Below are 24,875 nucleotides of genomic sequence, written 5' to 3'. Positions count from 1 at the left end.
ATTAGGTCTAATTGGCGTTGCTATTCCGTAAGCGACGTGTTAGGCTCCGGAGCGAGCGTGATTTTCAGACGGCCGCCGCGCACCACGTCCGCGAAAGGCAGCTGTACGCCCGTCAGGGGTTTGCCGTCGAGCTGCGCAGAACCGATATAGTAGTTCTCCGGAGCGTTGCCCGCGGTCTCGATCACGAATTCGCGGCCTTCGTAATAATCGGGATTCAGGCTGATCGTAATCTTGTCGAACAGCGGGCTGCAGAGCTGGAACGACGGATCGGGAGCCGTCAGGCCCTTCACGTCGAAGAGTCCCATCGAAGCCATGACGTACCATGCGCCCAGCTGTCCCTGATCCTCGTCCTGTCCGTAGCCGTAGCCGTGAATCTCCTCCGTACCGTAGAATTCGTTGCAGATCGTGCGCATCCACTTCTGCGAGAGCCACGGCTTGCCCGAAAAGTTGAACAGGCCCGAAATATGGAGGTTCGGCTGGTTGCCGTGGTTGTAGTAGGTATGCAGTCCCGCGAAGGCGTCGATGGTCTTGCCGCCGCCGAAGATATTTTCGCGCGAAATAAGGAACGTGCTGTCAAGCCGGTTGTTGAACTCCTCGCGGCCGACCATCTCCACCAGACGGTCGATATCGTGGGGAACATAATAGGTGTACTGTACGGCGTTGCCCTCCTGAAAGCCCACCCACGGCGCATAAGGATCGAAGTCGGCGATAAACCGGCCCTGCTCGTCGCGCGGACGCATCAGTTTGGTTTCGGGGTCGAAGAGCAGTTTCCACCCTTCGGAGAGCTTCGAAAGCCGTTCGTAATCGGCTTCATGTCCCAGCTGGCGGGCCATCTGGGCCACGGCATAGGCGCTGAACGAATATTCGAGCGTATGCGAAGCCGAGAAACCCGAACCGCGGGGCGTGGTCTGCATGTGCAGCTCCGTCGAATAGGGCGAATAGCCGCGCTCGACGAACTGCCCCACATCCAGCTTGCCGGCTCCCGCGGGACGGCCTTCGCTGCCCAGCTCGTTCTTGCGAGCGGCTTCGTAGCCGAGCGCCACGTCGAAATTGCGGATGCCGCAGTTGTAGGCCGCCGCGATGGCGAGGCCCGTAAAGTTGGTGCCCACGCCCGAAACATACTTGCTGCATGCGATGCCGTCGCCCAGCCAGCCGGCGTCCTTGTAAACCAGCAGCTGGCTCGAAATCCAGTCGGCGTAATATTCGGGATAGGCGATGCTCCACAACTGGGTCAGGTTCCAGAATCCGCCCCAAATGGCATCGGTATTATAGTGGTTATGCAACGGGTTGCCGGCGGGGTCGAGCGGAATCTGCCCGACGGTTCCGTCGTTCGCGGGATAGGCCCCGTTCACGTCGCTGGCCAGACCGCGTCCCAGCACGGCATGGAACAGCCCCGTATAGAATTTGACCCGGTCCTCCCGTTTGCCGCCCTCGACGCGGATGCGTCCGAGCGCCTCTTCCCATGCTTCGTTTGCGGCCAAGAGCGCCCCGTCGAAATCCAGATCGGCGGCTTCGGCCTGCATGTTCAGGCGGGCGTTCTCGACCGAAGTATACGACAGGCCGATCTTCACGCCGACGTCCCGACGCGCACGGGTATCGAAACGCAGGTACACGCCGGCGCCCACGCCCGTACGGCTCCGCTCACCGGCAAAAACCTCCTCGCCGCAGAAGGCGCCCCACGACGCAGGTTCGGCATCCACGACGGCGCTGAAATACATCTTCACGACGGCGCCCTTCTGATAAATGTCCACATAGACGGGTTCGGTCACCACCCAGCCCTCGATACGGCCGTCCTCGGTGAAGGTCACCGAAGCGTCGCGCGCAGGACCGCTCTCGCCCATCTTCGTGCCGATGTTGAAGATCAAGGTTGGCCTCTTCCGAAGCGGGGAAGGTATAGCGGTGGAAACCGACGCGCTCGGTAGCCGTCAGTTCGGCTTTCACGCCGTAGTCTTTCAGCAGTACGGAGTAATAGCCCGGCCGGGCCACCTCGTCTTTCTTGTCGAAGCGCGAACGGTAACCCGCCTCCGGATCGTCGAGGGGACCGGGAACGGTCTGCAGCGCGCCGACGGTCGGGGCGATCACCACGCCGCCCACCTGAAATTCGTGGAAATTGGCGAAACCTTCGATCGAAGTATGGCGGGCGTCGTAGCCCACGGCCTGCCAGCCGCCGGGATTTCCGAGGTGGCCGTCGGTGGTCGGCGCCAGTTTCGCCATGCCGAACGGCACCGCCGCGGGCGTGAAGAAGAACCAGCGCGAATGGGCCGTTCCGATACGGGGATCGACATAGTCGGTCAGCGGTTCGGGCGACGTGCAGGAGGTCATGCAGGCCGCCAAGGAAATCAGGGATAAAAAGAGTCTATTCATAGGTAGTTTGAATTATTCGGTTTCGACTTTGAGCATCAGGTACTCGAAGGGTTTCATCCAGAAGGAGCGGTCGTCGAACGGCGCGAGGGGCTGTTCGCGGTAGTCGCAGACGCTCACCCGGCGGGCCTTCATCCGGCCCCAGACGAATGCGGAATGCACGCTTTGATCGCCCATGTTCTGCAGACGCACGATATAGCCCGTCCCGTCCGCCGAGGGCGCGATGCCCGACACGGCGATCCGGTTGCGGCCTTCGAGCCGGAACAGCCGGCCGACAGGTTCGGCCCTGCCGCTTTCGACGGCGATCAGGGGCTGTTCGCGTTCGGCACCGCGCTGTTTGAGTTTCAGATCGAACGGGTCGCATATCTGCAGCGAATAACGGAAGCTGGCCACGCCGCCCTGCGACGCCTTGTAGTTCGTCCGCCATGTATTGTTCATCACCCACGAATAGACCACGGGCGAAATCTGCGCCGAGGGCCACCAGCCGTAGCCGTGGCGGGGATTGAGCCGGTAATCTTCGCCCGAAGGCGTGCCCAGCTCGACGAACGGCGCGTCGAGGGTGGTCAGGCATACGGCGTGTTCCAGATCGCCGACGGCCATGCCGTTCAGCAGCGAATAGTAGTGCTTGTTGACGCCCGCGAGCTGTTCGCGTTCGGGGTGCATCTCGCTCATGGCGAGGTCCATCGTGATTTCGGGATGCGCGAAGTTGAACGGGAAGACGAAACGCACGCTTTCGTGCTCCAAAATATCCTGCTTGTCGACCGTATTGCGGATATCGACGCGGCCGAGTCCTCTGTAAACCGTCACGTCGCGCCAGAGGGCATTGCAGCCCGGAGCGTCGGAGACGATGCGCAGGGTCGCGGCGACGGGGCCGTCGTCGAGCACTTCGACGCGCGTCACCCGGTCGATGCCCCGCGGATCGGCGGCAATGCGGCCCGAATAGATATAATCGTTGAGTCCTTCGCCTGCGGCATATTCGTAATCGGCGCCCGCAGCCTTCAGCGAGCGGATCGTACCCTTCGCCGGATCGACCGCGACACGCACCAGCCCGTTGTCGAGCACGTTGCCGCCGATCATCGAAACCGGAGCCGCAGGACTCTTCTTCGCCTTCGCGGCAGGCGCGGCAGGAACGATCCGGTAAACGGACGACGAAAGCGCGGGCACCTCCTCGGCAAGGAAGATCCAGCCGCCGTCGTGCAGGCGCTGAACGGCGACCGGCTCTCCCGAAGGAGCGAGCAGCCGCTTGCCGGTCAGGTCGGCCGCCACGGTCACGACGTCCGTACGGGGCCAGAGGTTCGTATTGAGCACCTGAACATACCCCTCGCCGGCCGTTATGCCGGCCATCGCCTCGTCGCAGAGACGGCGCGACTGCACGTCGGCGCTGTCAGCGTACATCTTCTTGCCGGCCCACAAGTCTTTCGTAAACTGCGAGTAGGGATCGGGACCGCTGGCCGACGCGCCCCACGTATGTTCGGAAAAGAGCAGCACGTTCTTCCACGCCTCGGCGAGTTCACGGGCAGGATAGTCGCTTTCGGGAGAAAGCATGCTCCAGAGAATTCCGGTACGGGTCAGACGGGCGGCGCTCTCGCGGTTCATCGCCGTTTCGCGGGCCGTCGAGGAGGCGCCGTCCTCCCACGTCGGGGTCATGTCGCCCCCGTAGGTGGGCAGGTATTCGCCGTACTGCTCTTCGAATGCCGTAAAGAATTCCTTGGTCGTCGTGATGCGGAACTGCGGCGAATCGTAACGCTCGTTCCACGCGCGGATCACGTCGGGCATCAGCTCGTCGGGAGGTCCGTTGTCGCCGTGGACCGTGTAGCGCAGATAACAGGTGTTATAGGGAAATTCGTCGGTCTCCAGCTCCTGCAGGTAGTTCCAGATCGGCTCCACCCCGCACACCGAAAGGCGTCCGGCCAGCCAGCCGTGGAACCACGAATAGCCGCGTCCGGCCTGCCACACCAGCACCTTGTCGGTTCCCGACTGCGACTGCCAGTAGAAGGGCCGGTCGCCCCATTCGACGTGCAGGGCCGCGGCGCGGTCGTTGCCGATCTTTCCGTAGAAAGGCACGTAATTGGGACCCGGCGAGTAGTACTTCACGCCGTTTTTGGACATGGCGGTGGCAAGTCCCCAGACCTGTCCGGGAACGTCGCTCATCATCGCCGTATTCACCTCCACGCCGATTTCACGGGCAAGCCGGTGCGCGTCGTCGAACATGTGCATCAGCTCCTCCTGCCGGCAGATGCCCGTCAGGATACTGCCCAGCGGGGCGTCGATGTTGATTACGCCGTCGCGTACGGCCTGAATCAGCCGTGCGGCCTTGTCGGTTCCGGCATAGGCTTCGAGATACCCGGCGATCGCCCACGTCGCTTCGGTATTCCAGCGGTAACGGGCGCCTTCGGGATAATCCTTCGTCCGCTCGGCGAGGTCCATCGCACGCTCCAGATTGCGCCACTGGAACTTCATCACGTCCATCTGACGGTGCGTATAGCCGATGTCCTGATGCGAATGGGAGAGGAAATTGACGGTCCATTTGCGGGCGGCAGGCACCTCGAAACGCTTTTCGACGGTTCCCTGACGGCTCGTCAGACGCACGTCGAGCTTCGCCGTCTCCTCCATGTATCCCGCCGGGAAAAGGCCGTCGTAACGCACGACGCCGACGCCCGAAGGTGCGATTTCGGCGCTCCACGTACGGCCGCCGCATTCGAACGCGAGGTCGGCCCCGGCATATATCGGATTGTCGAAGCGCAGGGTGAATTCGCGCGACGGCCCTTCGGGCGTTTTCAGATAGCCCTGCGAAGCCGCGAATGACAGCTCCGAAACGGGAGCCAGCGTGCGTACGTCGGCGCGCTCCTTCGTATAGAAACGGATTTCGGCCAGCCCGTAATAATCGGGATTCTGGTGCATGTCGGCCGCTTCGCGCATGACGACCGGATCGTTGCGGTCGTAGTGGTTGCCCTCGCCGCCGGCAGCTGCCGTAAAACAGATATAGCGGGCTTTCAGGCCCGGTGTGTTCAGGATAAGGTCGGCCGGTTCGGGATTGCGCCCCACCGACTCCGGAATGACGTGGTAGTCGAGCCGTCCGTCGGGCAGCAGCTGCCACGTTTGGCCGTCGGCCGAATACTCGACATATACTTTGTTCAGTCCGCGGCGGGTGTGTTCGTTCTGGTTATGATTCCATATGCGGATCTGGTCGATTTGACGGGGGGGGGGGAATTCTTATCGCCCACCTGACAGAGGAACCACACTACCCCTTCGCGCGTCGAGGGGCTGTAACGCACCGTTCCGGCCGAAGCCTGCGACACCCACATGCCATGCCCCAGATTATTGGCTTCGTGCAGGTCGCCCCGCATGCCGGCGCCGTCGACCGCAGCCGCGGCGGACGAGCCCCTGAGCGTCGAACTGGCCGACGCCGTAATTTGGTCGGAAGGCAACTGGCGATAGACTTCGACACGCTGCGCATGCACGGCGGCGGTCGTCGCCAGCGTCAGGAGCCATAAAAGGAGTAACTTCTTCATTTCTACAGGTTAGTCGTTATACGTATCCGGCAGGCCGGAAAGACATATGTCGGGTTGTTTTCACATATGTCCATACATTACCACATCGCAAATGTAAAAATATTTTCCGTATTCTGTTTGTTTCAAGCGAAAAAATTTCAAATAATTTTTCAAACGCACCATACGACGCAGACGAACAAGAAACATAAAACATTGTATTTCAATATATTAAATATAAATAAACGTATCAAACACGCTCTATCCCAAAAGACCGGACATGCCAGACCGATTATTGTGCAAACAATAAAATACATAGCAGAAACATACCGCACCCTCTGCGGCCGAAGATTCCGGCGGGAGGCTTAACGCCTTGTAGACGACCGGGTTTTGCACCGACGGACAATCGGGCATGTCCGATGTCGGAAACCACAACGCCGACCGCCGTCACGCGCAAAACAGCCCTACTGCGACAACATATCCGCCAACGGCGAATTATCCGCATTCCGAGAGCGAAGCCCGGACAGCAACCGCCTTTTCCATATATAATAATAGGTAAACACCGGCAGACGCCTGTTTCAGGCGGCAGGGAACGCACATATGTACCTACAATAAAAACCATAAAACAGCGGCAAATTCAACTTTTCCGAGCAAAAAAGAGCTGAAATTTGCATTTACACGAAAATTTTGTTTATTTTACGCCAAAATTGTATGAACATTTAATCAACCAACAAACCCAAACCATGAGAAAAACATTGTTTTCGGGAATTGCAGCATGCCTTTTCGCCACGGCGGCAACGGCTGCGGAGCAATCTCCTTCGGTTATATGGACGGTGGGACAGGCCGACCGGTCGGCGTCCGAATTCGCACTGGCTCCGGACCGCTTCCGCGACTTCCTCGCCAACGATTTCGGCTATGAAGACAAATATTTCCTCGTCGGGCACTCCGTTCCCGCCGCCGATTTCCCCTACGTCCTGCCCGGACCTGCCGACACGTGGGGCGGCACATGGCCCACGTCGGGCTGGCGCACGCATCAGGTCAATATCCTCTTCGGCCTGAAAGAGATTCCCTCCGACGGAACCTGCACGCTCGTCGTCGATCTGCTCGATTACGCCAAAAACTTCCTGCCGCTGGTAAAGGTTTCGGTCAATACGCAGGATGCCAAGTTCCAGCTCGACGCTCCGGGACTCAGCGTCGCCGACCAGCGCAAGCCCAACCAGATGGAAAAGATCGTCGATACGCTGTCGATCACGGGCAATCTCGCCAAAGCGACGCCCCGCCGGCTCGAAATCCCGATCCGTCCCGGCGTACTCAAGGCCGGCGGCAACGAGGTGACGATCACCGTGCTGGAAGGCTCGTGGATACTTTTCGACCGCGTGAGCCTCGAAGGCCCTGCCGGCACGAACGTGGAACAGCCGCAGCAGCTCTTCATCCGCAACATCGAGGCCGCTCCCTATGAACTGGCCGACGGCAAACGACGCGTCCAGCCCCTGCTGGTCGATCTCGAATGGCTCGAAGGCGCACCCGCGCTCAGCGTCGAACTCGACGGCAAAGAGATACTGAACCAGCGCATCGAAACGGGCCGTTACCAGCTCGAAGCCCCGATGCCGCAGGTGAAGAAAGCCAAAAAGAGCGCTTACCGGATTCTTTGCGACGGCCGTGAAATAGCACGGGGCAGCGTCGTACGCACGCCGCAAAAGCTCCAGACGCCGGCCGATTACGTGGATACGCGCATCGGCACGGCCCACTCGCGCTGGATGATCGCGCCGGGACCGTGGATGCCGTTCAGCATGGTCAAGATGAGCCCCGACAACCAGAATACGGGATGGCAGGCCGGCTACCAGCCCTCGTTCGAGAATATCGGCTGTTTCAGCCATATCCACGAATGGACGCTCGGAGGACTGGGCATCATGGCCGCAAACGGCGAGCTGAAAACCCGCGTCGGCGACGAACAGAAGCCCGACGAAGGCTACCGTTCGCGCATCGACAAGCGCACCGAGCGGGCCGACATCGGCTATTACAGCGCCGACCTGACCGACTACGGCATCAAGGCCGAAGTGACGGCCACAACGCGCTGCGGCTTCGAGCGTTTCACCTTCCCCGCAGACCGCGGCACGGGCCGTATCCTGATCGAGCTGCATCCCGAAACCGAGTACGGCATCCAGCTCAAAAACGTCTCGGTGAAGCGGGTCGGAGAGCACCGCATCGAGGGTTCGTGCCACCAGTTCTCGCCGGGCGTATGGAGCCACGACGCCGATCAGGACTACGTACTGCACTTCGTCGTCGAATTCGACCGTCCGATCCTCCGCGTGGGCAGTTGGAAAGACGACGTCGTCGCCAACGACATCCGGGAGCTCAGCAGCGGCCCCTGCAAATACGCAGGCCTGTTCGTGGAGTTCGATCCCGTGCGGAATCCCGTCGTACAGGTACGTTCGGGCATCTCGCTCGTCAGCGTCGAAAACGCCGCGCAGAACCTCGCCGCCGAAGTCACCGAACCTTTCGGCTGGGATTTCGAGGCCGTACGCCGGAATCAGGTGGACACATGGAACGACCTGTTCAGCCGCCTGACTGTAAAGACCAACGACCGGCTCGAAAAGGTCCGTTTCTACAACAACATGTACCGTGCGATCTGCAGCCGCAACACGTGGAGCGACGTAAACGGCCAGTGGGTTTCGACCGACGGCAAAGTGCACACCGTGGCCGATCCCTCGGAAGACGTCATGCTGGGCTGCGACGCATTCTGGAACACGTTCTGGAACCTCAACCAGTTCTGGAACCTCGTGACGCCCGAATGGAGCAGCCGCTGGGTCAACTCGCAGCTGGCGATGTACGACGCCAACGGCTGGCTGGCCAAAGGTCCCGCAGGCATGAACTACATTCCCGTCATGGTCGGCGAACACGAAATTCCGCTGATCGTCAGCGCATGGCAGATGGGCATCCGCGACTTCGACGCCAAGAAGGCGCTCGAAGCCTCGGTCAAGATGCAGACCACCCCGGCGCAGAAGGTATTCAAGGGCTTCGCCGGCAACCGCGACCTGACCGCCTACATGGAACACCACTACGTCCCCTACGACAAGGGCCGCTTCTCGAATACGATGGAATACTCCTACGACGACTGGACCGTAGGCCAGCTGGCCAAGGCGCTCGGCGACGAAGAGACCTACCGCACGTTCAACGACCGCGGCTACTGGTGGCGCAACGTCATCAGCGACGAGGGCTACTGCCACATGCGCGACAGCAAGGGCCAATGGCTCGAAAACTTCGATCCCTTCCGCAGCGGCGCCAACCAGCACTACGTCGAAGGCAACGCATGGCAGCTCACCTTCTTCGTGCCGCAGGACGTCCCGGCGCTGGTCGAGAAGATCGGCAAGCAGCGCTTCACCGACCGCCTGCTCTGGGGCTTCAATCAGGACGAGGCGTGGCGTTACAACGCCCCGAACGACCAGTATTGGGACCACCCCGTCGTGCAGGGCAACCAGCAGTCGATGCACTTCGCATTCCTGTTCAACTACGCCGACACGCCGTGGAACACCCAGCGCTGGAGCCGCTCGATCCTCGACCGCTACTACGGTTACGGCATCGCCAACGCCTACCTCGGCGACGAGGATCAGGGACAGATGAGCGCATGGGCGATCATGACCTCGATCGGTCTGTTCCAGACCGACGGCGGATGCCGCGTGGATCCGGTTTACGAAATCGCCAGCCCGATTTTCGAAGAAGTGACGATCGACCTCGGCGAACGTTACGGCCGCGGCAAAAAGTTTACCGTCAAGGCCCACAACGCTTCGCGCAAAAACATCTACGTGCAGAGCGCCCGCCTGAACGGCAGACAGCTCGACACGTTCCACTTCCCGGCTTCGGAGCTGCTGCAGGGCGGGGAGCTGGTTCTCGAAATGGGACCCGAACCCAACAAGAGCTGGGGTCTGAAATAACCCCGGAGATACGGACAAGAATAAAGGCGGAACATAGTTCCGCCTTTATTCGTATTGTCTACCGGCCTGCTCCGCAGTCCATAACCTCCCTACGGAACGCCCCGCCGCAAAGACCGAGTCCGACACTCCGGACCGTCTTACAGACCAACCCTGCGCCCGGTCTGTCTCTGCACCGCCGGATTCAGCCATACCGGACACCGCCCCGCCGTTGCAGCCACACTGCCGTTTCGGCCGCATCCGACACCGATCCCGCTGTCTCGGCCGCGCCGCCATTTCAGCCGCGCACCGCAGACCTGCATCCTGCCGTCTCAGTTGCGCACCGCCGGGTTCAGCCGCCGCGCCGTCAATCGTTGGTGAACTCGATCGAATAGGTAAAGCTGTCGGCCCGGTAATAGCCGATGTTGTATTCGACGGGTTTGTCGTTTACGTCGAGCACGAAGCGCTTGCGCACGAGAATCGGCGCGCCTTCGCTGATGTCGAGCTTGTCGGCCAGATCGGGACTCGCCGCACGGGCATAGATCTGCTCGCGCGAAGTCTTGACGACGATGCCGTAATTCTTCTGCAGGTTCTCATACAGCGGCATGGCCATATCCTCCTCGCCCGTCATCGGAATCGCCGGATTGAAATAGGAGATGAAATAGACGAACGGCAGTCCCGGACGTCCGCGCAAACGCTCCAGACAGAGCAGTTTCGTTCCTTCGGGAGCGTTCAGAAACGCAGCCGCCTCCTGCGAAGGGTGTTTGCGGCTGATATGCAGTTCGAAATTCTGCACCACCATTCCCTGCGCGTGCATCTCCTGCGAAAAACTCATCCAGTTGCGGGCGTTGCTCATCACGTTCTGCGGCGCAACAGTCGTGCCGTAACCCTTCTTGCGGATAAGCAACCCTTCGAAAACCAGCCGGTTGATGGCCTGCCGAAGCGTATTGCGGGATATGTTCAGTTCTTTGGAGAGTTCCACCTCATTGGGCATCAGCTTGCCTTTTTTATACTCCTCCTGCTGAATCATTGTGCGCAGCAGCTCCTCCGCCTGCTGATGCAGCGGCTGGGTAGAGTTCGGGTCGAGTCGAAGTTTCATTGCGCTATTTATTATCGTAATACAAATATACGACATTTATTTGATTATACATAGTATGCACATGCGATATTTTCCGGCAGCGTCCATTCCGCAATACGACCGCAAATCGGGGACCGATAGCAAAATAGGAGCGTTTCAATGTACTCACATAAATACAGCGACCGGAACGACAGACAACATATACATGGAAACGTATTTTACGACCGGACATGAAGCAAGGACATCCGGAAAGGATTTTCCGGATGTCCTTATCAACCGACATGCAAACCAACTATCTGATTCCCAACTCGCCGCGTTTTTCGGCCAACAGCCGCGCCAGCTCCCGGCGGATAGGGAGGTATCCGCGCTCCTCGTAAACATTATGCACCTCGCAGGGGTCTTTCCGCAGGTCGTACAGCTCCCAGAAGTCGATATCGGGATCGCCGTCCGCCCCCGGACCGAACCAATGGATCAGCTTGTAACGATCGGTCCGGATGCCGTAATGCGCCCGTACGCTGCCGACGGCTGGGTAATCGTAATACTGGTAATAGAGCGACGTCCGCCAGCCACGCGCCTTTCCGCTGCGGAACAGGGGTTGCAGCGAAACGCCGTCCATTCCGTCCGGGACCTCAACGCCGGCGGCGTCGAGCAGCGTCGGGGCATAGTCGATATTCTGCACCAGCTCCCGGCAGACCGTACCGGGACGGATATGCCCGCGCCACGCCATGATCAGCGGCGTGCGGAACGACTCCTCGTACATGAAACGCTTGTCGTAGAGACCGTGTTCTCCCAGCAGAAATCCCTGATCGGAGGTGTAGACGATCAGCGTGTTGTCCATCAGGCCGTTTTCCTCCAGATAGTCGAGCACCCGGCCGATCTGGTCGTCCACCGAACGGATCGTGCGGCAGTAATCGTGTATGTAACGCTGGTACTTCCAGCGCAGCAGCTCCTTCCCTTCGGGACGGTCGGCCAGAAAGTCCCGGTTCTTACGACCGTAGGAGTCGTCCCACACGCGGCGCTGTTCGGGCGTCAGCGTGCTCATGGCGATATCCCAGCTGTCGTGAATGTATTGCAGAGTCGGCTCGTCCTTCAGCTCCTCCACCTTGAAATCGAAGGCATATCCCATGTGGCGGTCGATCGTCAGCTGCTGCTGGCGCATCTGGTCGCCGCGCGTGGCGTAATCGTCGAAAAGGGTTTCCGGCTCCGGGAACTCGACATCCTCGTACAGATCGAGGTACTTCAGGTCGGCCATCCAGTTCCGGTGCGGGGCCTTGTGGTGGATCATCAGGCAGAAAGGCGCGTCGTCGTCCCGGCGCGCGTCGAGCCACGCCAAAGCGTGGTCGGTAATGATGTCGGTGGCGTATCCCTCCTGACGGACGTACCTGCCGCCGGTTTCGGGCGTGCGCATCACCGGATTGTAATACTCCCCCTGATCCCACAGCAGGTCGTAATGATCGAAGCCCTTGGGTTCGACGCTCAGGTGCCATTTGCCGAAGATCGCCGTCAGGTAGCCCTCGGCCCGGAGCAGTTCGGGGAAATGCACCAGCGTCGTATCCATAATGCCGTAGCTGAGCGTGGTCTGCCCGTGACGATGGCTGTACACGCCGGTCAGCAGGGTCGCCCGCGAAGGCGCCGAGATCGAGTTTTCGACGAACGCCTCGCGGAAAAGCATCCCTTCGCGCGCCAGCCGGTCGATATTGGGCGTCGGAGCCAGCCGCGAAATCGGATGCCCGTAGGCGCCGACGGTCTGATAAGCATGGTCGTCGGTCATGATATAGACGATATTGGGCCGCCCGGATTCCCTGCCGCCCGCCCCCTGCTGCGCGGCGCATGCCGCGGGAACGGCGGCCGCAACTCCGCAGAGGAGGGCCGGAGAGAGATGATTCTGCCTCATTTGTCCTTACTTTATTTAAATGTATGAACAAATATAGCGATAAAATCCGGAAATACGACTCCGGCATCCGGTTTTTCGGTCGAAAAACTCTGATCGGCGTGTTTATTCCACCCCCTGCTGCAAGATGCGGGTCACGGCGGCTCCCTGACGCGGGAACAGGCGCAGGTTGTACGAGAACTGGGCGAGGAAATAGCGGCCCAGACCGAGGTTCGAGACGTTGCGGATGTAGGTGCCCGTCACCGTGCGGCGGAAAGTCGTGCCGTTCTGGTCGAAGAGATCATTGACGCCGACGGTCACCTCGCCCAGCCGCCTGCGGAAGAGTTTGCATCCGACCTGCAGGTTGCAGATCAGCCGCTCCTCGCGGAACGTGTCGGTGATTCCCTTGTAATAGTTGTAGTCGGCGCTGCCGCGCAGCACGATCCGCTGCCGCACCACGAAGTTCAGGTCGGCCGTGAGGTATTGGCTGACATAGACGTTGTCCACGGTCCGTATCTGCGAACTGTTGCGGCTCACGTTGTAATAGCCCGTATAGCCGATTTTGAAATCGACGCTCTCCGAGATGTTGCTCCCCAGCGTCAGCCCGGCGTCGTACGAATCCCCGTTCAGGCGGTTGCGCGTTCCGTTGATGACGCTCGGAATACGCCCGGTCGTAACTCCGGCCCTGACGTTGAGGTTGCTGCGCAGCCACCGCACCGGAAAACCGTAGCTGAGCGTCGTGCGCAGGTTCCAATAGCCCGGCAGATTGACCGGCCGCACAAACTGGTTGCCCTCCCCCAGCTCCGTGCCGTCGCCGTCGATGACAAAGTGCGGCGTGTCGATCACCAGCGAATCGGCAATCGTATTGGGGCTGGCCGAAAACCGCACGGCAAGCGTGAAGGTGCGGCCCTTGGCGGCGTTCGAACGGATATACTGCGCCGAAAGATCATGCGTATAGACGGGCTTCAACCCCGGATTTCCGGCAAAGACATGCTGCCGGTTGGTGGTATTGACGATGCTCTGGAGATCGGCGGCGCGGGGATTCCGCGTGCGCGACGCTGCGTCGATCCTGAGCAGGTTGCTGCGGTCGAAATGGATGTTGCCCACCACGCTGTAGGTTATGTTGTCGAACGACGCCGAAGTCCTGTCCGGCACGGGCAGCGTGTAGTCGCCCCCGAAATCGACATGCTGGTAATAGACCGACGCCGCGACCTTGGTCTTCTTAAAAAGATACTGGTAGGAAAGCCCCGCACGCTGGGTCAGGTAGTCGTAATCGTAATCCGTAGACTGGCGCGGATCGGGTTCCGGGCCGAACATCCCGGTTTTATTGTCGAAAAGCACCGTCCGGCGGTTCACCCGGTTGGCGGCGTAAGTCACGCGGTAATCGGCGCTCATGCGCGAACGCCGGCCGAACGCATGGGTGTAGGCCGCGTTTCCGCTGACGTAATAGCCGGGCTGTTCCCGGTTCGTACGCGAAATATTGCGGGCGTCGTAATCGGTCGTATCGGCTTCGATGTCGTCCGGATCGCGGAAGGTATACTGCCGCGGCAGGCTGAACTGCTCCCCGCCGCTGTATCGGCCGCCGACGCCGAAAGTCAGGCTGCGCAGCTTGCTGCCCGGCAGCCGGTAACGGTAAATCAGGTTGTTGGAGACGTTGTACCCGAAATTGTCGTTGTGCGCGAAGTTGCGGCGGCGGTTCACGAAGCGGATGTCGTCGTCCGCGAATTTGTTGTCGGTACGGCTAAAGGTCTCGTTGTCGAGCAGGTAATCCTGCACGCTGAACGCCGTGCGCATCATCAGCGAATGGCGGTTGTTGAATTTGTAGTCGAAACGCGAATTGAAGCGGTGGTTGACATTTTCGATCCGCGCATCGGTCGCGCCGTCGTACAGCACCAGCTTTTCCGAAGAGGTGAAGGTCTGCCGGTCGGTCAGGCTTTCGTTGCGGTTGTCGGCCCGGTTGAAGAAATAGCTGGCCGTAATCTTGGCCTTTTCGCCCCACTCATCGCTGTAGTTCGCGCCCACGGCCTGCACCGTCGAGACGCCGTCGAGCGGCCGCACCATGAAGTTGCCGCTGCCGCTGCGGGCGTTGGCCTGCCCCTGCTCCGTCGTCCCCAGAATATCCTCGGACGAGAAATTCTGCATATTGACATTGTTCACCAGCGCGATGACCGACAGCCGCCGCGCCCGGTCGAAGATATTGACATTGCCGCCGCCGATATATTTGTCGGGGATTCCGTACCCGGCGAACAGGCGGCCGAAAGCGCCGCGCCGCTTGTCGGGCTGCGTCACGATATTGATGGCCGTATAGCCGTCGCCGATGTCCACGCCCGTAAATTCCGACTGGTCGCCCTGCGAATTGTAGACGTCGATGCTTTCGACCATATCGGCCGGAATGTTGCGGACTGCCGACATCACGTCGTTGCCGAAAAACTCGCGGCCGTCCACGAACACCCGCTGCACGGTCCGGCCCTGCGCTTCGATAACGCCGTCGGCCACCTCCAGCCCCGGCATCTTGCCGATCAGCGCCCCGGCGTCGGCTCCGAACGTGACTTTGTAGGCCGAGGCCCGGTAGCTCAGCGTATCGCCGCGAATCGACGACCTCAGTGCCGGCACCTCCAGCACCACGCTCTCGATCGCTTCGGCGCCGGGCGACATCTCCAGCGTTCCGAGATCGGTTTTCCCGCCCGAAGTCCGCAGCTCGCGCTCCAAAGCCTCGTATCCGAGCGAAGTCACGCGCAGCCGCCACGCCCCGGCCGGCACACGCTGCAACAGCGCCGCCCCGTCAATGTCGGAAGCCGCATAAAACGGAGTCCGGGCGGTATCGGCCTGCGAGCGCAGTTCGGCCACGGCCCCGACGACCGGTTCCCGCGTAACGCGATCGACCAGACGCAGGTGCAGCGTGCCGTTCTGCGCCGACACGCTCAACACGCCCGCGAGGGCCGCCAGCAGGAAAAGCCTCTTTATCATTTAACGCGCTGCTCCGAGTTCCAGATAACGCGCATAAAGATAATCATAAATTGCATGCCGTTCCATATCGGGACGATATTCGGCCGAAAAACCGGGGCGCATAGCCTGCTGCGCTTCGGCAACCGACCCATGAATGCCCGCCGCAACGGCCGCGAACATCGCAGCCCCCAGCGCACAGGCCTGATCGCTGTCCAGCACCCGGATCGGCATGCCCATCACGTCGGCCATCGTGCGCATCACGAAAGAAGATTTGCGCGCGATGCCTCCGATAGCGATGATGTTGTCGATCGGCACCCCCTCTTCGAGCATCCGCTCGTTGATGGCACGGGAACCGAAAGCCGTCGCTTCGACCAACGCCTTGAAGACAGCCGGAGCGGAGGTCGCCAGCGTCAGGCCGTCGATCGCTCCGTGCACGCGGGGGTCCGCATCCGGTGTCCGGCGTCCGTTGTGCCAGTCGAGCGCGACCGGATCTCCGGTCGTCAGCGGCAGCGATTCGGCCTCGGCCGTCAGCTCGCCGAGTATCCGCTCCTCAAGAGTTTCGTCCCCCTGCGCGATCCGGCTCAAGGGCCACGCCATGATCCGCCGAAACCAAGCATAGATGTCGCCGAAAGCAGCCTGTCCGGCTTCGAATCCGACATATCCGGGCAGTACCGAGCCGTCGACCTGACCGCAGATGCCCCGTACGACACGGTCCCCGACTTCGCCGTAGGTACCGACCACGATGTCGCAAGTCGAAGTCCCCATCACCTTTACCAAGGTTCCGGGAACGATTCCCGCCCCGACAGCGCCCACATGACAGTCGATAGCTCCCACGCCGACTGCAATCCCCGGCCGCAGTCCCAACCGTGCGGCCCATTCGGGGCATAACCCGCCGATACATTCGTCACCGGTAACGGTCCGGGTATAGAGATGCCCGCGGAAAATATCCAGCAGCGGATCGACCGCCGAGAGGAATTCGGGCGACGGGAGACCGCCCCACGACTCATGCCACATCGCCTTGTGCCCTGCCGCACAACGGCTTCGGGCAATGGTTTCGGGCTTCGTGTCGCCCGTCAGCAGTGCACATATCCAATCGCAGTGCTCGACCCACGAACAGGTTTTCGCACGCAATGCGGGATCGCTGCGCAGGCAGTGCAGCATCTTCGCCCACACCCATTCGCAGGAGTAGGCGCCACCGCTGTAACGGGTATAATCGACCTCCCAGCGTTTCGCCAGATCGTTTATCTCATCCGCTTCGGCCAATGCCGTATGGTCTTTCCAAAGCACGAACATCGCATCGGGATTTTCGGCGTATTCGGGCAGCAGGGCCAGCGGAACGCCCCGCTCGTCGGTCAGCGCCGGCGTCGAAGCGGTCGTGTCGAAAGAGATGCCGCAGATATTGTCCGCCACCTCTTTGCCGCACTTTTCCAAAGCTTCGCGCACACACTGCTCCAAGGATTCGATATAGTCCAGCGGATGCTGACGGTAGCGATTCAGGGAGGGATCGCAGTAAAGCCGCTCTTTCCAGCGGGGATACGCCGCCACCGCCGATGCGATTTCCGCCCCGTCGGCCGTGCCGACAATCAGGCAGCGCACCGAATCGCTACCGAAATCGACTCCTATTACATACTTGGTCTGAGTTTGCATATCACGTCGCAGCATAAAAAATCGCAAAAAATTTGTTTGTTAAAACGTTTTAATTACCTTTGCAAAGGTAAGAGAATTTCCGGGATATCACAAAAAATCGCAAAAAATATGCGGACACGCAAAGTAACCATAAAGGACATAGCCACCGAAGCGGGCGTTTCGATCGCACTGGTGTCATTCGTCATGAACAACAAAGCCGACGGCAAGGAGACCTACCGCGTCAACAAAGAGACGGCGCAACGGATTCTGGAGGTCGCCGAAAAGCTTAACTACCAGCCCAACAATGCCGCACGTACGCTTCGCAGCGGCAAGACGAACACCATCGGGGTAATCGTATCGGACATCTCCAACAAGTTTTTCGCCGACATCGCCCGCTGCATCGAAGACCGCGCATATAAACATAAGTATACCGTATTGTTCGGCAGTACGGACGAAAATCCGCAGAAACTCGAAAACCTGATCGAGGTTTTCCGCAACAAGGGCATCGACGGGCTGATCATCGTCCCCTGCGAAGGTGCCGATGAAATTATCCGCAATGTCGCCCTGCAGAATATCCCCGTCGTACTGCTCGACCGCGAAGTGCCGGACACCGAACTGAGCAGCGTCGTACTCAACAACCGGCGCGCCGGCGTCGAAACCACTCAGGCGCTGATCCGTCAGGGTTTCACGCGGATCGAAATGATCTCCTACTCGATGAACCTGTCCAACATCAGGGAGCGCGAAGAGGGCTACCGCTTCTGCATGACGGAAGCCGGCCTGAGCGACCGGATCAACATCCATCACCTGCGTCACGACAAACTCGGCAAAATCGACGAGATCGTCCGCGATGCGAAGATGCGCAATGTCGAAGCGTTCGTATTCGCCACCAACACATTGGCCGCCAACGGACTGACAGCCATTTTCCGCAACGGCTGGCGCGTTCCGCAGGACTTCGCCATGGCCTGTTTCGACAGCAACGAAGCCTTCGACATCTACAAAACGACCGTCGCCTACGTGCGGCAGCCGATCGAACAGTTCGGCACGGAAGCCCTCGACCTGCTGATCAAGAATATCGAACAGAAAGACCAGCCGATCAACAGCATCCGCATCGTACTGACGCCCGAAATCGTCGAGAGCGGCATACCCGGCCGGGAAACGGAAATTTCGCAACTTATCGAGGAATAATTTCCTCTTTTCGCTGATTGGCTAAAACGATTTACAATAAAATATACGAATAAACTAAATATCGCTAAACCCCTTCACCATGCACCCTACCAAACTTCAGGGCATCATTCCCCCGATGATTACCCCGCTCAAGGGCGACGACGAACTCGACCGCGAAGGAACCGTACGACTCACGGAGCACCTCGTCGCCGGCGGAGTCCACGCCATTTTTCTGCTCGGCACGACGGGCGAAGCCCAGAGCCTGACCTACCGGCTGCGTTATGAATTCGTCGAGCTGGTATGCCGTCAGGTCGCAGGACGCATCCCCGTGCTGGTCGGAGTCACCGACACCGCCTTCATCGAGAGCGTCCGGCTCGCGGAGCATGCCGCCAAATGCGGCGCCGTCGGCGTCGTGGCCGCCCCGCCCTACTACTTCGCCCCTTCGCAGCAGGAGCTGATCGAATACTACACGGCGCTGGCCGACGCCCTGCCCCTGCCGCTCTACCTCTACAACATGCCGTCGCACGTCAAGGTCTTCCTCGAACCCGCGACCGTCAAGACGCTGGCCAACCATCCGAACATTATCGGACTGAAAGACAGCTCGGCCAACATGACCTACTTCCAGACACTCCTCTACCACTTGGGGGACAATCCCGACTTTTCACTTTATGTCGGACCCGAAGAGCTGACGGGCGAATGCGTCCTGCTCGGCGCCGACGGTGGCGTGAACGGCGGCGCAAACATCTTTCCCGAACTCTACGTCGCCATGTACGACGCCGCATGCGCCCACGACATCGCCCGCGTCCGCGAAATCCAGCGCCGCATCATGCAGATCAGCACATCGGTCTATACCGTCGGAAAATACGGATCGAGTTACCTGAAAGGCGTCAAATGCGCACTTTCGCTGCTGGGAGTCTGCGACGACTACCTCTCGTACCCCTACCGGAAATTCCGCACCGAGGAGCGCGCCCGGATTCGTCAGGCACTCGAAGCGCTGGGCGCCAACTGCAACGTATAACCCATAACAACCAACCCTCATGGAGATAACCTTACTCGATTACCTCGTATTTTTCGTCTTCGTCGGCGGCGTCGCCCTCTTCGGCTGCAGCTTCTACTTCCGCAGCCGCAAAGGCGCGGCCGCATTCACCGCCGCCGAAGGATCGCTGCCGACATGGGTCGTGGGCATGTCGATTTTCGCCACGTTCGTCAGCAGCATCAGTTTTCTCGGCCTGCCCGGCGACGCCTACAAAGGCAACTGGAATCCCTTTGTATTCAGTCTCTCGATCCCTATCGCCACATGGCTGGCCGCCAAGGTATTCATTCCCCTCTACCGCAGCGTAAACAGCGTCTCGGCCTACCACTACCTCGAAATGCGTTTCGGCTACTGGGCGCGCTGCTACGTGGCGGTCTGCTACCTGCTGACGCAACTGGCGCGCATCGGCTCGATCCTGCTGCTGCTGGCCCTGCCGCTGAACACGATGTTCGGCTGGGACATTCAGACCATCATCATCTGCACGGGAATCGCCACCCTGATCTACACACTGCTGGGCGGTATCGCCGCCGTGGTCTGGACCGACGCCATACAGGGCATCATTCTGATCGTGGGTGCCCTCGCCTGCGCCGCGATCCTTACCTTCACCATGCCCGAAGGCCCCGGACAGCTCTTCGAAATCGCCGCGGCACACGGCAAATTCAGCCTCGGCAGTTTCTCGCTGTCGCTGACCGAACCGACCTTCTGGGTGGTGCTGATTTACGGCCTTTTCGTCAATATGCAAAACTACGGCATCGACCAGAACTATGTACAGCGCTATATGACCACCAAATCGACGGCCGAAGCCGTGAAATCGACACTCTTCGGCGGTCTGCTCTACATCCCCGTCTCGCTCGTCTTCGTCTACATCGGCACGGCGCTCTTTTCCTATTATACGGCCCGGCCCGAACTGCTCCCCGCCGGCACGCCGTCCGATCAGGTCTTCCCGTGGTTCATCGTCCACGGGCTGCCCACCGGACTGACCGGACTGGTCGTCGCATCGCTCTTCTCGGCCGGCATGTCTACCGTCGCCACGAGCATCAACTCCTCGGCGACCATCGTACTGACCGACTTCGCCAAACGGCTCTCGAAAAAGGAGCTTACCGAAAAGCAGAATATGGGTACGCTCTACGCCACCTCGTTCGTCGTCGGCACGCTCGGCATCGTCGTCGGGCTGCTGATGATGCGCATCGACGGCGTGCTGGACGCATGGTGGAAGCTGGCGTCGATCTTCAGCGGCGGCATGCTCGGACTGTTCCTGCTGGGCGTGGTCTGCAAGACCGTGCGCCGGGTCCACGCGGTCCTCGCCGTGATCCTCGGACTGCTGACCATCGCGTGGATGAGCCTCTCGCCGCTGATCAACGAAGGTTCGCCCTTCTACCGTTTCCACAGTCCGCTGCACACCTACCTGACGATCGTCTTCGGCACGACGGTCATCTTCCTCACCGGCTTCCTGCTCACGGCCCTGAACCGCCGCCGAGAAGCCGAATAGCCGACACGAACAAACAACCTGAAAAACACAGAATATGACCACTTCACATCCTAAAATCGGGATCCGTCCGATCATCGACGGCCGCCGCGGCGGAATCCGCGAATCGCTCGAAGCAATGACCATGGGCATGGCGCAACGCGTAGCGCGTCTTTACAGCGAAGAACTCCGTTATTCGGACGGCTCGCCCGTCGAATGCGTCATCGCCGACACCACGATCGGCGGGGTCGCCGAAGCCGCGGCCTGCGCCGACAAATTCCGCGACAGCAATGTCGGCGCCGTCCTTTCGGTCACCCCTTGCTGGTGCTACGGCGCCGAAACCATCGACATGGACCCGCTCACCCCCAAAGCCATCTGGGGTTTCAACGGCACGGAGCGTCCGGGCGCCGTTTATCTGGCTTCGGCACTGGCCGGGCACAACCAGAAGGGACTGCCTGCCTTCGGCATCTATGGCCGCGACGTACAGGATATGGACGACGATACGATTCCCGCCGACGTACGCGAAAAACTCCTGCGTTTCGGCCGCGCCGCCGTCGCCGTCATGCAGATGCGGGGCAAATCCTACCTTTCGATCGGTTCGGTGTCGATGGGTATCGCAGGCTCTATGCCCGACCCCGATTTCTTTCAGGAGTACCTCGGCATGCGCAATGAAGCGGTAGACTGCTCGGAGATCGAACGCCGCATCGAACTGGGCATCTACGACAAGGGGGAGTTCGCCCGCGCCATGGAGTGGGTCGAAAAATACTGCAAGCCCAACGAAGGCAGCGACTGCAACCCCGCGCATCTGGTCTATTCACGCGAACAAAAAGACGCCGTCTGGGAATATGTCGTAAAGATGACACTCATCTTCCGTGACCTGATGCACGGCAATCCGAAACTGGCCGAAATGGGCTTCGAAGAGGAGGCCATGGGACACAACGCCATTGCCGGGGGATTCCAAGGGCAGCGCCAGTGGACCGACTTCCGACCCGACGGCGACTTCCCGGAAGCGATCCTCAACTCGTCGTTCGACTGGAACGGCATCCGCGAAGCAGTCACCTTCGCCACGGAAAACGACACGCTCAACGGCGCTTCGATGCTCCTGCTGCACCTGCTGACCAACCGGGCGCAGCTCTTCGCCGACGTACGCACGTTCTGGTCCCCCGAAGCCGTCGAGCGCGTCACGGGCCGCCGGCTCACGGGCCGCGCCGCAGGAGGCATCATCCACCTCATCAATTCGGGTTCCTGCACGCTCGACGCCACGGGACAGCAGTCCGATGCGGCGGGCAATCCCGCAATGAAGCCGTTCTGGGAGATATCCGACAAAGAAGCGGAAGCATGTCTCCAAGCCACGACATGGTACCCGGCAGGACGTGAATATATGCGCGGCGGCGGATTCTCGTCGCACTTCCTCACCCGCGGCGAAATGCCGATGACCATGTGCCGCCTGAATCTCGTGAAAGGACTCGGCCCCGTATTGCAGATCGCCGAAGGCTGGGCCGTAAACGTCGACAACGAGATTTTCGAGATCATCAACAAGCGCACCGACCGCACGTGGCCGACGACATGGTTCGCCCCCCGCCTGACAGGCCACGGCGCTTTTCGCGACGTCTATTCGGTGATGAACAACTGGGGAGCCAACCACGGCGCCATCAGTTTCGGATACGTCGGCGCCGACCTCGTCACGCTGGCCGCGATGCTCCGCATTCCGGTAGCCATGCACAACCTCGACGCCGACCGGCTCTTCCGCCCCTCGGCATGGGGCGCCTTCGGCTCCGACCCGGAAGGTTCCGACTATCGCGCCTGCGCGACCTACGGACCGATCTACAAATAACGACCGACACACCTAAAAACCGCAACCATGACCATCAGAAAACTTCTAACGCTCACCGTCTGCACGGCACTCCTCGGCTGTTCGGACGACCCGGAGCAAACGCAGCAGGTTCCCCCGACGACAGGATTCGGCAACCGGCTTTCGGGGCTTACGGCGATCATTCCGGAGGCAGGCGTCACGGATAAAAGTTCGACGACGCGAACCGGCGCCGCTGAAACCGGAGCGACCGTCTGGCTCGTCGACGATGCCATTACCGTCACCGACGGCCTGCACGCCGGCACATTCGACGTCGCAACCGGCATCGGCACCGCAACCGGAAAATTCAACGGTTCGCTCGATTTCGAACAAACGCCCCTTTACGCCGTCTATCCTGCCGTAAGCGCCATGAACGGCTTTACGGCTCCGGTCGTCATCGGCACCATGCAGAACGCCCGGACCGCAGGCGCCAACAACATCATGACCGCCCGGTGCGAAGAGGTCAAAGCGGCCAGCGAATCGCAGTTCGTTTTCCGCAAAAAGGCCGCCACGGCGCAGCTCTCGTTCGACTTCACCTCCGAAGGAAAATACGCTTCCGAAAAGGTCAATTCCATCAAGATTACGGCCGAAGGCGTAAATTTCGCGGGTGCATGCGACTTCGACCTGACCGATCCCGACGCTCAGCTCCGGGGATCGTCCAACAGCATCACCTACACGTTCAACGAAGCCCCGTCGCTGGCCGATAAAATCGAATTTACCATCGGCCTCGCCCCCTGCGACCTGACACAGGCCGCCAACATGTATTATCTGGTCAGCACGGACCGCTACACGTTTCTTTTCAACAAACGGCCCGCCCAATCCAGTCCGGAAGGGAGCGCGATTTCCGTTTCGCTTCCGCTCGATCAGTTCACGGCGACCGACAGCGAGACTCCCGCGGAAGGAGAAGTCAAGATCACCCACGAACTCCCGGCGCTCAACCTCAGCGCACAAGGAACGGCCAACTGCTACATCGTCGACAAGGAAGCGCGGTGCAGTTTCGATGCGACCGTAATGGGCAACGGCAGCGAAGGCATTATCCCCGGCGGAAGCTTCACCGACTACCTCGGCAATCCGCTCACGGCACCGGCGACAATCGCCCCCGTCTCGGCCGAACTGCTGTGGGAGACGACCGACGGACTGATCTCGGAACTGGTACTCAGCGACGGCATCGTCTCGTTCAACACCTCGGCCGGCAAGGGCAACGCCCTCATAGCGGTCAAGGACCAGCAGGGCCGCATCATGTGGAGCTGGCATATCTGGTGTACGGACCACCCCGCCGATCAGGTTTACATGGCCAATAAATACGGCAACAGCTATACCTTCATGGACCGCAGTCTGGGCGCCACATCGGCGCTGGACGACACCGGCTCGCTGGGCATGTCCTACCAATGGGGGCGCAAGGACCCGATCCCCGGTTCGTCGAAATTCTACGACATGACCGAACCGACCCTCTACGGATCTGTAACCAAGGTGAGCGTCGCCGCTTCCGACGCATCCACCGGCACGATCGCCAATGCGATCCAGAATCCCGTAACCTTCCTCAAGGCGGCGGACTGGCTTTTCGCCGGACGCAACAACTACCTCTGGGGCAATCCGCAGGGCGAGGAAGAGCTGACCGCGACTCATCAAAAGTCGATCTACGATCCGTGTCCCCCCGGCTACAGGATTCCGGGCAAGGATGCCTTCTCGATCTTCACGAAGACGGGAGAAAACACCACCGACCCTGCCCAACACAACGTCGTAAACACAAGTCCGACCAAACGCGGATGGTATCTCTACTACGCAGCCACGGGTTCGGGCGAGCAGGCGTGGTTCCCCTACAACGGGTGCCGCTACTACAGCTCCGGCGCACTGAACCGCGGTTCGTTCTACTATTACTGGACCTCGGCTCCCTCCGCCGGAACGAAGAGCTGCTGTCTGGCATTCAAGAACGACTGGAAAGAGGTCGATCCGCTCTACACCTTCCAGCGCGGAAATGCCCAAACGATCCGCTGCGTCAAGGAATAACGACCGGAAGCATTCCCTGCGCAGACAGGATATCTGCGCAGGGAACGAACCGGCAAAGCAAAAACCTAAAAAACCAAACA

12 protein-coding genes and 1 pseudogene are annotated in these 24,875 nt (G+C 60.2%); 6 read left to right on the top strand and 7 right to left on the bottom strand.

Annotation, left to right across the window (positions count from 1 at the left end; translation table 11 throughout):
* Positions 1–20 precede the first annotated feature (20 nt).
* The 3 genes and pseudogenes from ACESTR_RS07380 to ACESTR_RS07370 form a co-directional block, all read right to left on the bottom strand.
* Positions 21–2,364: pseudogene (locus ACESTR_RS07380) on the bottom strand (GH92 family glycosyl hydrolase).
* Between the two features lie 12 nt (positions 2,365–2,376).
* Entirely contained in the window at positions 2,377–5,406 is a 3,030-nt protein-coding gene (locus ACESTR_RS07375) for a glycosyl hydrolase family 38 (RefSeq protein ID WP_373179053.1), read from the bottom strand.
* An 89-nt stretch (positions 5,407–5,495) separates the two neighbouring features.
* Positions 5,496–5,873: a hypothetical protein gene (locus ACESTR_RS07370; protein WP_373179052.1), complete on the bottom strand. Its 378-nt coding sequence runs from the start codon at positions 5,871–5,873 to the stop codon at positions 5,496–5,498.
* Positions 5,874–6,592: 719 nt separating this feature from the next.
* Here ACESTR_RS07370 and ACESTR_RS07365 point away from each other — a divergent pair.
* A complete protein-coding gene (locus ACESTR_RS07365) occupies positions 6,593–9,781 on the top strand; it encodes a GH92 family glycosyl hydrolase (protein ID WP_302267944.1) in 3,189 nt (1,062 codons plus the stop codon).
* Positions 9,782–10,124: 343 nt separating this feature from the next.
* Here ACESTR_RS07365 and ACESTR_RS07360 read toward each other — a convergent pair whose 3' ends face one another.
* The 4 genes from ACESTR_RS07360 to ACESTR_RS07345 form a co-directional block, all read right to left on the bottom strand.
* Positions 10,125–10,856 (bottom strand): GntR family transcriptional regulator, encoded by a 732-nt coding sequence (locus ACESTR_RS07360; protein ID WP_009597830.1) that lies wholly within the window; start codon positions 10,854–10,856, stop codon positions 10,125–10,127.
* A 271-nt stretch (positions 10,857–11,127) separates the two neighbouring features.
* On the bottom strand, positions 11,128–12,729 hold the full coding sequence (locus ACESTR_RS07355) for a sulfatase (RefSeq protein ID WP_302267943.1): 1,602 nt from the start codon (positions 12,727–12,729) through the stop codon (positions 11,128–11,130).
* Positions 12,730–12,831: 102 nt separating this feature from the next.
* Positions 12,832–15,672 carry an outer membrane beta-barrel protein gene (locus ACESTR_RS07350; protein ID WP_373179051.1) on the bottom strand — a complete coding sequence of 947 codons (2,841 nt, stop codon included), beginning with the start codon at positions 15,670–15,672 and terminating at the stop codon, positions 12,832–12,834.
* The gene (locus ACESTR_RS07345) at positions 15,673–17,313 is read right to left on the bottom strand and encodes a ribulokinase (protein WP_373179050.1); all 1,641 of its coding nucleotides are present in this window, start codon (positions 17,311–17,313) and stop codon (positions 15,673–15,675) included.
* Between the two features lie 93 nt (positions 17,314–17,406).
* On the opposite strand from ACESTR_RS07345, the gene ACESTR_RS07340 reads away from it, so the two are divergent.
* The 5 genes from ACESTR_RS07340 (at position 17,407) to ACESTR_RS07320 (ending at position 24,795) form a co-directional block, all read left to right on the top strand.
* Positions 17,407–18,462 (top strand): LacI family DNA-binding transcriptional regulator, encoded by a 1,056-nt coding sequence (locus ACESTR_RS07340; RefSeq protein ID WP_373179049.1) that lies wholly within the window; start codon positions 17,407–17,409, stop codon positions 18,460–18,462.
* A 79-nt stretch (positions 18,463–18,541) separates the two neighbouring features.
* Positions 18,542–19,459, top strand: coding sequence for a dihydrodipicolinate synthase family protein (locus tag ACESTR_RS07335; RefSeq protein ID WP_373179048.1), 918 nt, complete (start codon positions 18,542–18,544; stop codon positions 19,457–19,459).
* 19 nt (positions 19,460–19,478) lie between these two features.
* The gene (locus ACESTR_RS07330) at positions 19,479–20,963 is read left to right on the top strand and encodes a sodium:solute symporter (protein WP_373179047.1); all 1,485 of its coding nucleotides are present in this window, start codon (positions 19,479–19,481) and stop codon (positions 20,961–20,963) included.
* A 34-nt stretch (positions 20,964–20,997) separates the two neighbouring features.
* Entirely contained in the window at positions 20,998–22,773 is a 1,776-nt protein-coding gene (locus ACESTR_RS07325; RefSeq protein ID WP_302267939.1) for an L-fucose isomerase, read from the top strand.
* 27 nt (positions 22,774–22,800) lie between these two features.
* On the top strand, positions 22,801–24,795 hold the full coding sequence (locus ACESTR_RS07320) for a hypothetical protein (RefSeq protein WP_244076271.1): 1,995 nt from the start codon (positions 22,801–22,803) through the stop codon (positions 24,793–24,795).
* Positions 24,796–24,875 lie beyond the last annotated feature (80 nt).

This window comes from Alistipes sp. DJF_B185 (assembly GCF_964250025.1).
Taxonomy (GTDB): domain Bacteria; phylum Bacteroidota; class Bacteroidia; order Bacteroidales; family Rikenellaceae; genus Alistipes; species Alistipes finegoldii.
This window is presented reverse-complemented; position numbering and strand designations above follow the sequence as displayed.